Raw genomic sequence first — 11,756 nt, 5'->3', positions numbered from 1 at the left:
CTCCCAAGTATCGTTGTGCTCACTCTCTGGAGTCGCGGATGAGAACTGCAAGCACCACCCCACGGAAACGTCCCTGGACCGCCCTGCTGGCCGCCCTGGTCGGGATGATCGGGGCGGTCGTACTCGGTGGACCCGGGCCGGCCGCCGCGCAGGCGCAGCAGGACGCGCTCGCCACCGGGCTGCGCATCAGTAATGGCCGGCTGGTCGAGAGCAACGGCAATGACTTCATCATGCGGGGCGTCAATCACGCCCATACCTGGTATCCGCAGCAGACCCGGTCGCTGGCCGATGTGAAGGCGCTGGGGTCCAACACCGTCCGGGTCGTGCTGTCCAACGGCTATCGGTGGAGTGAGAACAGCGCCGCCGATGTCGCCTCCGTCATCGGGCAGTGCAAGGCCAACCGGCTCATCTGTGTGCTGGAGGTGCATGACACCACCGGTTACGGCGAGGACGGGGCGGCGGACACCCTGGACGGGGCCGCCAACTACTGGATCAAGCTCAAGAGTGTCCTCGACGGTGAAGAGGACTACATCATCATCAACATCGGCAACGAGCCCTGGGGCAACGCCAATCCGGCCGGGTGGACCGCGCCCACCATCGCCGCGATCCAGAAGTTGCGCGGCGCCGGGTTCCAGCACACGATCATGGTGGACGCGCCCAACTGGGGCCAGGACTGGGAAGGCGTCATGCGCGCCAATGCCCAGTCGGTCTACCGCGCCGACACCACCGGCAATCTGATCTTCTCCATCCACATGTACAGCGTCTACGACACGGCGCAGAAGATCACCGACTATCTCCAGTCGTTCGTGCAGGCCGGGCTGCCGCTGGTCATCGGTGAGTTCGGTGGGCCGCCCGACGAGTGGGGCGATCCGGACGAGGACGCCATTCTGGCGGCGGCCGAGCGGTTCCGGCTGGGGTATCTGGCCTGGTCCTGGAGCGGCAACACCGATCCCATCCTCGATCTGGCGATCGCGTTCGACCCCGGCCGCCTCAGCTCCTGGGGTCAGCGCATCTTCCACGGGGTCAACGGCATCGGCCAGACCTCCCGGGAAGCCACCATCTTCGGCGGCGGCGGTGGCCCGGGGCCCGGTCCGGGTCCGGAGCCGGGCACCGGGTGCGCGGTCGGGTATCGCGTCGTCGGTGAGTGGGGGGACGGTTTTCAGGGGGAGATCCTCATTCGCAACACGGGACGTGCTGATATTTCGTCCTGGACTCTCGCCTTCGTCTTTCCCAGTGGGCAGACCGTCACCAGCATGTGGGGTGGTACCGCCACCCAGAGCGGTGGGAGTGTGAGCGTGGTGCCGGCCCCGTACACCGCCACCATCCCGGCCGGCGGGGCTGTGACGGTCGGGTTCCTGGGCAGCAAGGGCGGCGCCAATGCCTCCCCGGTGAGTTTCACGCTCAGTGGGGCCGCCTGCGTCAACGCGTGACCCCTCCCCCGGCCGGCCGGTCAGGGCGTGGCCACCGTCGAGCCGCGCAGGGCCAGTCGGCCGGGGAGGGTGCGTACGCCGGTGTGCGGGCGGCCCTCGATCGCGTCGAGGAGGGCCTGGGCGGCGGCCCGGCCCAGTTGTTCCAGGGCGGGGTCGACGCTGGTGAGTTGCGGGCGGGCGCCCGCGGTCATGATCTCCCAGTTGTCGAAGCCCAGCACCGAGATCTCGGTGGGGACGGTACGGCCGCGCTCGCGCAGGGTGTCGAGGGCGCCCCGGGCGAGTTGGTCGTTGCCGCACAGGATGGCGTCCAGGTCGCGGTGGCGGTCCAGCAGCAGGGCGGCGGCGGCCCGGCCCCAGGCTTCGGACCAGGTGCCGTACAGGGTGTCGCCGTACGGGGTCAGCCCCGCCTCGGCCATGGCCTGCCGGGCGCCCTCGTCGCGGTCCCGGGCGGCGGCGTAGCCGGGGTCGCCGGAGATCTGGGCGATCCTGGTGCGCCCGCACTCCAGCAGATGGCGCACGGCCAGCCGCCCGGCGCCGACGTTGTCGGGGACGATCGACACATCGGCCGGGTCCTGTGACGGGGCGTACGCGTACACCACGGGTACCGGCAGCCCGCGCCCCAGTGAGGGGCGCGGGTCGGTGCGGCTGCCGACCACGATCAGTCCGTCGACGCGGCGGCTGAGCAGGGCGTGCAGATGGTGCTGTTCGCGGATGGCGTCGCCGCGCGCGTCGCACAGGAAGACGGCGGCCCGGCCGACGCCGAAGGCGTCCTCGGCGCCCATCAGGATGGGGAGGCTGAACCGGCCCTCCAGGTCGCTGGTGAGCAGTCCGACGGTGCCGGTGCGGCCGGCCAGCAGGCCGCGGGCGAGCGGGTTGGGGCGGAAGGAGAGCCGGGCGGCGGCGTCCAGGACGCGTTGCCGGGTCTCGGCGCGCACCTGGCTGCGGCCGTTGAGGGCTTTGGAGGCGGTGGCGACGGACACCTGTGCCAGCCGGGCCACATCGCTCAGCGTGGTGGCCCGGGGGCGGGGTGGTGGGGGCGCTTCTTCCGGCACTGGCTTGCCTCCTGATGGGGTGTCATGAGCTGGTTGTCGAAAGTTTACGAAATCCTTTTCGGGCTGCCCTTGTTGGGGTTGTGCCGCAGGGATTGACGCTCTTTCAGGGCTCTTCTACCTTGCGCCGAAAAGCATTTCGGGAGGACGCGAGGAGTACGGTCATGACGGTACGGAAATGCGCGGCGCTCGCGCTGGCGGGGCTGCTGCTGGCGGGCTGTGGTGGTGGCGGCGGGGCCGGTGGGGGCGGCGCGGCCGGGACCGGGGTGCCGGAGGGGGTCGACGACGGCGCCACCCTCACCATGTGGACCCGGGCCGCAACCCGCGCGCAGAGCGAGGCGCTGGTGGCGGCGTACAACGCGGAGCACGAGAACCAGGTCGAGCTGAGCGTGGTGCCCACCGACGACTACCAGGCCAAGGTCGGGGCGGCGGCCGGCTCCGGGGCGCTGCCCGATCTGTTCGCCGCCGATGTGGTGTTCGTGCCGCGCTACACCTCAAGCGGCCTGTATGCCGATCTCACCGACCGGATCGGCGCCCAGCCGTTCGCGGAGGCGCTGGCGCCTTCGCACATCGAGGCGGGTACGTACGAGGGGCGCCGCTACACCGTGCCGCACACGCTGGATCTGTCCGTGCTCTTCTACAACCGCGCGCTGTACGAGCGGGCCGGGCTCGACCCGGACCGGCCGCCGGCCACGCTCGCCGAGTGGGACGCGCAGGCCCGCGCCGTCGACGCGCTCGGCGGCGGGGTGAGCGGCACGTTCTTCGGCGGAAACTGCGGTGGCTGCGGGGTGTTCACCTGGTGGCCCTCCATCTGGGCGGCCGGCGAGGAGGTGATGAACGAGGACGGCACCGAGGCCTACCTGGACTCGGCGGCGGCCCAGGAGGTGTACGCCGCCTACCGGGGCTGGGCGGCGGACGGCATCATCGCGCCCGGTGCCCGGGACGAGACCGGCACCACCTGGACCGGGTTGTTCCCGGAGGGAAACATCGGGGTGATGCCGATGCCGTCCACCACGCTCGGCCTGATGCCCGATGATCTCGATTTCGGGGTGGCGCCCATCCCGGGCCCGGACGGGGGGCGTTCCACCTTTGTCGGCGGCGACGCCATCGGGATCGCCGCCACCAGCGATGTCCCCGACCAGGCGTGGCACTTCCTGCGCTGGTCGCTGGGCGAGGAGGCGCAGACGGAAGTGGTGGCCGCGCATCACGACGTGGTGGCCCGTACCGATCTCGCCGACAATCCGTACTCGGCTTCCGACCCGCGGCTGGTGACGATCAATCAGCTGGTGGCGGAGGGCCGTACCCCGTACTCGCTGGCCTTCGGGCAGACCTTCAACGACCCCAACGGGCCCTGGCTGAGCCTGATGCGCACCGCGGTCTTCGGCGACGGAGGGCCGGATGAGGTGGCGGCGGCCAACCGGGCCGTCAGTGCCGCGCTGGCCGCCCCGTGATGCGCTCGCGCTCCGCGCAGGGCATGGCGTACGCGGCGCCCACCGCCGCCTTTGTCGCCGTGTTCTTCGTGCTGCCGCTGCTGCTGGTGGCCCGGATGTCCGCCAGTGACTGGCCGCTGCTGACGGGTGACCGGGGGCTGAATCTGCCCGCCAACTACACGGCCGTCGCGGACGGTCCGCTGCTGTGGCCGGCCGTGCGGTTCACCCTCCTCTACACGGTGATCGTCACCGTGCTGCTGCTGGGGATCGCGCTGGGTCTGGCGCTGCTGGTGCAGGAGGCCCGCCCCGGCGTGGGGCTGTTGCGCACCGCGTACTTCCTGCCCAGTGTGCTCGGGCTCGCCTCGGCCGCGCTGCTGTTCTGGGGCCTGTACAGCCCGGCGATCGGCCCGCTCTCCCCGCTGCTTGAGCGTCTGGGGCTGACGGACGGGCCGGTGTCGTTCCTGGGCAGCCCCACCTCGGCGCTGCTGTCGACCGTCTTCCTGGTGGTGTGGAAGTTCGCCGGTTTCTACATGCTGATTCTGCTGGTGGGGCTGCGCCGGATCCCGCCCGAGGTGTACGAGGCGGCCCGGATGGACGGTGCGGGCCGTGGCCAGATCTTCCGGCGCATCACGCTCCCGCTGCTGCGGCCCTCGCTGGCGCTGACGCTGATCCTGTGCGTCACCGGGTCGCTGCTGGCCTTCGACCAGTTCTTCATCCTCACCAAGGGCGGGCCGGACAACAGCACCGTGACCATTGTCCAGTTGATCTACCGGGAGGCGTTCCAGCAGCTGAATCTGGGGACCGCCGCAGCCCTGTCGATGCTGGTGCTGGTGGTACTGCTGGTGCTCAACGCCCTCCAGTTCCGTGTGTTGCGCCGTCCGGAAGGGGAGTGAACCGTGGCCATCCCGACCGGAACGGCACGGCAACTGCTGGGGCGCACCCCGTACTACGTGCTCGCCGGCGGGCTCGCGATCATCTTCCTCTTCCCGCTGGTGTGGACCGCCTGGGCGTCGGTGAGCGGCGCGCCCGGCACCGCGCAGTCCTCGGGCATCGGGCTCGGCAACTACCGGGCGCTGCTGGAGTACGACGCGGGTCTGTGGCGGTATCTGGCGAACAGCGCCGTGGTGTCGCTGCTCACGGTGGCGCTGACCCTGGGGGTGTCGCTGCTGGGTGGGTACGCCTTCGCCCGGTTCGGCTTCCCGGGACGCGATCTGCTGTTTCTGCTGGTGCTGGCGATCTTGATGGTGCCGTACGCGACGCTGCTGATCCCGCTGTATGTGCTGCTGGGCGATCTGGGGTTGCAGAATTCGCTGCTGGGGCTCGCGCTCGTACTGACGGTGTATCAGCTTCCGTTCGCCACCTTCATGATGCGGATCTCCTTCGAGGCGGTGCCCAGGGAACTGGAGGAGTCGGCGCTGATCGACGGTTGCGGCACGCTGGGCGCGCTGCGCCGGATCATGCTGCCCGCGGTGCTGCCGGGGCTGATCACGGTGGGCCTGTTCGCGTTCCTGGCCGCCTGGAACGACTTCATCGCGCCGCTGATCCTGATCAGCGACGCCGACCGGGCCCCGCTGCCGCTGGCGATCGCCACGCTGCGCCAGCAGAGCATGGGCGCCGTCGACTACGGGGTGACCGAGGCAGGGGTGGTCGTGCTGGCCGTGCCCTGCCTGTTGCTGTTCGTGCTGCTGCAACGCCACTACATGCGGGGCTTCATGTCGGGAGCGCTGAAGGGATGACGTGGATGGGCGAGGGAACGACGGGTGCGAGGGGCGCGCTGCCGGTGGCGCCGGGGCGCGGGCGGCTGCGACCGCTGTCGCTGGCGGAGGTGCGGATCACCGGCGGCTTCTGGGGGGCTCGGCAGGAGGTCAACACCGCCGCGACTCTTCCGCACTGCTACGGCTGGATGGAACGGCTGGGCTGGATCGGCAACTTCGCCGCGCCGGTGGCGGCGCGGCAGGGGCGGGAGTTCGCCGACTCCGAGGTGTACAAGCTGCTGGAGGCGCTGGCCTGGGCGGGTCCGGACGCGTGGCGCGGCGCGACGCTGGAGCGCACCGGCACGCTGCTGGCCGCCGCCGCGCACGAGGACGGCTATCTCAACTCGGCGTTCGGCAGGGCCGGGCAGCGGCCCCGGTACAGCGATCTGGAGTGGGGCCATGAGCTGTACTGCGCCGGTCATCTGCTCCAGGCCGGGATCGCGCAGGCCCGCGCGCTGGGCGACGGCGGCGAGCTGACCCGGCTGGCCCGCGGGGCGGCCGACCATGTCTGCGACACGTTCAAGGCCGGTGGCGTCGAGGGGATCTGCGGCCATCCGGGAATCGAGATGGCGCTGGTGGAGCTGGCCCGGCTGACCGGTGAGCAGCGCTATCTGGAGCAGGCCGCGGTGTTCGTGGCGCGGCGCGGCCATCGCTCGCTGCGGCAGGGGGAGTTCGGGGCGGCCTACCACCTGGACGACGTACCGGTGCGCAAGGCCCGGGTGCTGCGCGGGCACGCGGTGCGCGCCCTGTATCTGGCCTGTGGCGCGGTGGATGTGGCGGTGGAGACCGGGGACGCGGAGCTGCTGGCGGCGGTGGTCGCGCAGTGGGAGGCGGCGGTGGCCCGCCGCACCTATGTGACCGGGGGGATGGGGTCGCACCACCAGGACGAGGCGTTCGGCGCGGACTTCGTGCTGCCGCCGGACCGCGCCTACGCGGAGAGCTGTGCCGGGGTCGCCTCGGTGATGCTGAGCTGGCGGCTGCTGCTGGCCACCGGCGAGGCGCGGTTCGCGGATCTGGCCGAGCGCACCCTGTTCAACGTGGTGGCGGCCTCCCCGGCGGCGGACGGGCGGTCGTTCTTCTACACCAACACCCTGCACCACCGGGAGCGTTCCGCCCCGCCGGCCGCCGACGCGCCTTCGCCGCGCGCCGCGTCCGGGCTGCGGGCGCCGTGGTTCGCGGTGTCCTGCTGTCCCACGAATGTGGCCCGCACGCTGGCCTCGCTGGCCTCCCTGGTGGCGACGGCGGACGAGGACGGCGTACAGCTGCATCAGTACGCGGACGCCACGGTCGCCACCGCGCTGCCGGACGGGCGGCCGGTGGGCCTGCGGGTGCGGACCGGCTATCCGGCGGACGGCGCGGTCACGGTGCGGATCACCGAGAGCGCAGCCCGGCCGTGGACGCTGTCGCTGCGGGTGCCCGGCTGGGCGGGGGCCGGGGCCCGGCTGGTGGATCCGCGGGGGGTGGCGCGGCCGGTCACGGCGGGTACGGCGGAGCTGACCCGTACCTTCCGGGCCGGCGACGAGGTGCGGCTGCTGCTGCCGATGGCGCCGCGCTGGGTGGTGCCCGATCCGCGGATCGACGCGGTACGGGGCACGGTGGCCGCCGAGCGGGGGCCGCTGGTGCTGTGCGCGGAGTCGGTGGATCTGCCGGCCGGGCGGGAGGTCGACGCGGTGCGGGTGGATCCGGCGGCCGGGCCGCCGCGCGCCGAGGGCGGGACCGTACGGGTCTCCGGCACGCTGACCGATCCGCCGGCGGGGGCGGGGGCGGGCGCGGGCTGGCCGTACGCCACTCCCCCGGCGGCCGGTGCCGAGGCCGGAGCCGGAGCCGGAGGCGGCACCGCGAGCCCCGCCGACATCGAGCTGATCCCCTATCACTCCTGGGCCAACCGGGGCCCGTCCACCATGCGGGTGTGGCTGCCGACGACCGGGACCACCGAGGAGGTGCGGTGATGCGTTTGCGGATCGCGGCCGGGGCGCTGGTGACGGCGCTGCTGGCCTCCCTGACCGCCGCCACCCCGGCGGCGGCCGACAACGCCGCGATCGGCTTCCCGGTGTTCTCCGGGTCGGCCGAGCCGGTGCCACCGCTCCCGGCCGGGTTCTCGGTGCGCGGCACGATGCGGGCGCAGTACGACGCGGACCGGGCGGCCGGGGACGGCACCAGCTTCTGGATGGACCGGATGCTGGCGCGGCGCGGCGCCGACCCGGCGGGTGACTGGCTGTTCTCCCGGGGCCGCGCGGTGTTCATGAAGACGCACGATCCGTCCCGGCTGGGCTTCGCGGGCATCGTGGCGTACTGGGAGAGCATCGACAACCGGGCCGCGTACACCGTCACGCTGGAGGCGGGCGGGCAGCCGGTGACGCTGCGCGAGGACGTCACCGCCCGTGTCCAGACGCCGAGTTACTGGCGCAGCGAGTTCACCTCGGGTGATGGTGCGCTGCGGGTGACGCAGACGAAGTTCATCACGGACGCCAATGTGGCGGTGACCCGGCTGCGGATCGCCAACTCCTCCGGGGCGGCACGGCAGATCGGGCTGCGGGCCCTCTCCCCGTACACCTCGGTGGTGGAGGGCGGCGAGCTGACCGGGACGGTGGCGGCCCGCAACAACCTCACCACCCTCTACCCGCGGCTGTCCGGGGACAGTCTGGCGCCGGAGGACGGGGCGCTCACCGGCACGGTGACGGTGCCGGCCGGCGGCGCCGCCGACACCAAGGTGCAACTGGGCTTTGTCACCGACGAGATCACCGCCTCGGGGCCCGGCTACGAGGCGGTGCGGGCGGCCGGACCGCAGGACGCGTTCCGGGAGCATGTCCAGGAGTACAACCGCTGGTGGGCCGAGAATCTGCCGTACACCGATCTGCCGGACGACAATATCGAGAAAACGGTGTACTACCGCTGGTGGCTGCTGCGTTACAACTATCTGGACGCCGACATCCCGGGCAGCGACTATCAGTTCCCCACCTCCATGGAAGGGGTGCTCGGGTACAACAACGCCATTGTGCTGACCACCGGGATGTTCATCGACGATCTCAAATACCTGCGCGACCCGGTGTACGCGTACGGGCCGTGGGTGTCGGCGGGCGAGGTGTCGCGCAGCGACAAGTACACCGACAATCCCGGGGATCCGGAGAACTGGTCCAACAGCTACACGCAGTATCTGTCGGAGGCGGCCTGGTCCTCCTACCAGGTGCACGGCGGCCCGCCCGGGGTGGTGCGGAATCTGGCGCACTACGCGGAGCGCGACGTACGGGGCCAGCTGGCGGCGTACGACCACGACGGCAACGGTCTGATCGAGTACGACTGGGGCGCGATGACCGGCAACGACGCGGACGCCGTGTCCTTCCACTGGCGCCCGGGGCAGCTGGACCGTACCGAGTCGGCGTATGTGTACAGCAACGCGCTGGCCGCCGCCGAGGCGTACGCGCTGCTCGGCGAGCGCGGCAAGGAAGCGGAGCTGCGGGCCCTCGCGGAGCGCACCCGGCAGGCGGTGCTCGATCATCTGTGGGATTCCGATGACCGGTTGCTGAAACACCGTCATGTGGCCAGCGGAGACCTGGTGCCGTGGAAGGAGATCAACAACTACTATCCGTTCAGCGTCGGGCTCATGCCGACCCCCGACGAGGATCCGCAGTATGTCGAGGCGCTGCGGCTGTGGGCGGACGCCGGTCAGTATCCGGTCTTTCCCTTCTTCACCGCCAACCAGGCCGACAAGGCGGAGGCGGCCCGGGCCGGCCATCCGGGCAGCAACAACTTCTCCGTCATCAACTCCACCGTCACCTTCCGCTTTCTCGCCTCGGTGCTGCGCGCCTACCCCAGCGCATATCTGGACGCCGACTGGTACGCCAAACTGCTGTCCTGGAACGCCTGGGCGCACTACATCGGCGGCAACAACAACTGGCCCGACCAGAACGAGTTCTGGGCCGAGGGCAGCGCCGATCCGCAGCGCATCGGCTACCGCTCGTGGATCCACCACACCATCCTCGGCACCACCAACTTCACGGTGATCGAGGACGCGATGGGGTTCCGGCCGCGCACCGACGACAAGATCGAGCTGTGGCCGATCGACATCGGCTGGCCGCACTTCGCGGTGACCGACCTCAACTACCGGGGCACGGACGTGGCGGTGATCTGGGACGCGCCGGGCGACGGCCGGCGGCCCTACGGGGCGGATGTCCCCGAGGGGTACTCGGTGTATCTGGACGGCGCGTTGGCGTTCACCGTGGACGCGCTCACGCACCTCGTCTACGACCCGGCCACCGGTGCTGTCACCTTCCCGGAGGGCGGCGGACAGGTGGTCACCTCCCGGCCGGCCGCGCTGCTCGCCCCGCAGGATGTCGTCTTCGCCGAGGACTCCCGGGTCGTCGAGGTGTTCGACCGGGCCGGGCGTGATCTGCGCCCGGGGGCGGGCGAGTTGCCGAATCTCGCGGCGGACGCCACGGTGACCGCCTCCTACCAGGCGCCGGGCCGCGGGGTGGCGGGCGCGGTGGACGGGTTCACCATCAATGAGCCGTACTGGGGCACGGCCGGCTCCGGCAACGCCACCGACTGGCTGGAGCTGGACTTCGGCGAGCCGGTCGCGGTGGACGACGTACGGCTGTTCTTCGCCGCCGACAAACGGCCGGGTGGCTGTGCCGAACCCGCCCTGTACACCGTGCGCTACCGGGACGGCGAGCACGGACCGTGGCGCGCTGTCACCGGGCAGCTCAAAGAGCCACGGGTGCCGCGCGCCAACGCCAACCAGGTGCGGTTCGAGGAGGTCACCACCACCGCGCTGCGCGTGGAGCTGACCCATCAGCGCGGGCACAGCGGCGGGTTGAAGGAGATCCAGGCGTTCCGTACCGGCGCGGGCGGCGGCGCCGGGGCCAATGAACCTCCGCAGGTGAGGGCCTGGCCGGACCCGGCGTTCCACCGGGCGGGGCAGGCCCGGCTGATCGGCAGCGTCAAGGACGACGGGCTGCCCGGCGGCGAACTGTCCGCGCGCTGGGAGCTGGTGGCAGGGCCTGACGGGGGCGCGGCCCTGTTCGAGGACCCGACCGCGCCGACCACCGTCGCACGGTTCACCGCCGCCGGCACATACACGCTGCGGCTCACCGCGAGCGACGGCGCGCTCAGCACGGCGCGTGAGGTCACCGTCGGCACCGAGGGCCCGGCGGCCGGGCGCGTCAACATCGCCCCGCAGGCCACCCCCACCGCCTCCTACACCTCCGGCTGGGAGTCCATCGAGGCGATCAACGACGGCCGCGAGCCGGCCTCATCCGGTGACGCGCCGCGCTGGGGCAGCTGGCCGCAGAAGGGCACCCAGTGGGTGCAGTACACCTGGCCGGACCCGGTCCGGGTGACCGGCTCCGACCTGTACTTCTTCCGCGACGCGCAGCCGGGCGCCGCCGACGGGGTCGGGGTGCCGGCGTCCTGGCTGATCGAGTGGTGGGACGGCACCGGCTGGCTCCCGGTCGCGGACCCCAGCGGCTACGGCACGGCGGCCGACGCGTACAACCCCACCGAGTTCGCCCCGGTGACCACGACCCGGCTGCGCGCCCGGCTCACCGGACAGCCGAATCTGGCGCTGGGCGTACAGGAGTGGAAGGTGTACGCGGAGCCGCCGGAGCGGGTGCGGGAGGTGCAGGTGCCGACCCTGGCCGGCACGGTGCCGCAACTGCCGGGCGAGGTCACCCTGGTGTACGCGGACGGGGCCGCGCTGCCCGCCCGCGCGGTGTGGCCGGCGCTCACCGAGGAGCAGGTGCGCGAGGGCGGCACCAGCGTGCGGGTCACCGGGCTGACGGAGCTGACCGCGCAGCCGGTGGAGGCGGTGGTGTGGGTGCGGGTCACCGGGTCGGTGGCGATCACCAGCATCGCCGAGGAGCCGGTACGCACCCGGGCCGGCGTCCCGCCCGGCCTGCCGGACACGGTGACCGCCACCTTCAACGACGGCTCGCGGGACAGCCGTACCCCGGTGGTGTGGGCAGCGGTGCCGGCGGACCGGTACGCGCGCCCGGGCACGTTCACCGTCTCCGGGACCGTGCCGGGCACCGACATCACGGCGACGGCGGTGGTCACCGTGTACGAGTGAGCGCCCGACGGGACGCGGCGGGCCGGGGC

Annotated in this window: 7 protein-coding genes; 6 read left to right on the top strand and 1 reads right to left on the bottom strand. The window is 71.9% G+C overall.

All coding sequences use genetic code 11. From position 1 onward, the window contains the following. Window positions 1-38 precede the first annotated feature (38 nt). Complete coding sequence (locus AC5WRL_RS13830; protein ID WP_496088774.1) at window positions 39-1,430, top strand: cellulase family glycosylhydrolase; 1,392 nt, start codon at window positions 39-41, stop codon at window positions 1,428-1,430. Between the two features lie 20 nt (window positions 1,431-1,450). Here the strand turns inward: AC5WRL_RS13830 and AC5WRL_RS13825 are convergent, their stop codons facing one another. Continuing rightward, window positions 1,451-2,482: a LacI family DNA-binding transcriptional regulator gene (locus AC5WRL_RS13825; RefSeq protein WP_496088773.1), complete on the bottom strand. Its 1,032-nt coding sequence runs from the start codon at window positions 2,480-2,482 to the stop codon at window positions 1,451-1,453. Window positions 2,483-2,643: 161 nt separating this feature from the next. Between AC5WRL_RS13825 and AC5WRL_RS13820 the strand changes: the two genes are divergently transcribed. From AC5WRL_RS13820 to AC5WRL_RS13800, 5 genes are read left to right on the top strand one after another with little or no spacing between them, the layout of a single operon-like run. After that, window positions 2,644-3,930 carry an ABC transporter substrate-binding protein gene (locus tag AC5WRL_RS13820; protein WP_496088772.1) on the top strand — a complete coding sequence of 429 codons (1,287 nt, stop codon included), beginning with the start codon at window positions 2,644-2,646 and terminating at the stop codon, window positions 3,928-3,930. Next, on the top strand, window positions 3,930-4,802 hold the full coding sequence (locus AC5WRL_RS13815) for a carbohydrate ABC transporter permease (RefSeq protein WP_496088771.1): 873 nt from the start codon (window positions 3,930-3,932) through the stop codon (window positions 4,800-4,802). The genes AC5WRL_RS13820 and AC5WRL_RS13815 overlap by 1 nt, the downstream gene beginning before the upstream one ends. Window positions 4,803-4,805: 3 nt before the next feature. Then, the gene (locus AC5WRL_RS13810) at window positions 4,806-5,645 is read left to right on the top strand and encodes a carbohydrate ABC transporter permease (protein WP_496088770.1); all 840 of its coding nucleotides are present in this window, start codon (window positions 4,806-4,808) and stop codon (window positions 5,643-5,645) included. A 5-nt stretch (window positions 5,646-5,650) separates the two neighbouring features. After that, window positions 5,651-7,612: a glycoside hydrolase family 127 protein gene (locus AC5WRL_RS13805; protein ID WP_496088769.1), complete on the top strand. Its 1,962-nt coding sequence runs from the start codon at window positions 5,651-5,653 to the stop codon at window positions 7,610-7,612. After that, window positions 7,612-11,727, top strand: a complete 4,116-nt coding sequence (locus AC5WRL_RS13800) for an Ig-like domain-containing protein (RefSeq protein WP_496088768.1) — start codon at window positions 7,612-7,614, stop codon at window positions 11,725-11,727. Before AC5WRL_RS13805 ends, AC5WRL_RS13800 begins: the two co-directional genes overlap by 1 nt. The last annotated feature ends 29 nt before the right edge of the window (window positions 11,728-11,756 follow it).

It is taken from the genome of Streptomyces sp. NTD107 (genome assembly GCF_059510435.1).
The sequence above is the reverse complement of the archived record's forward strand: the minus strand, read 5'-3'. Positions and strand labels throughout refer to the sequence as shown.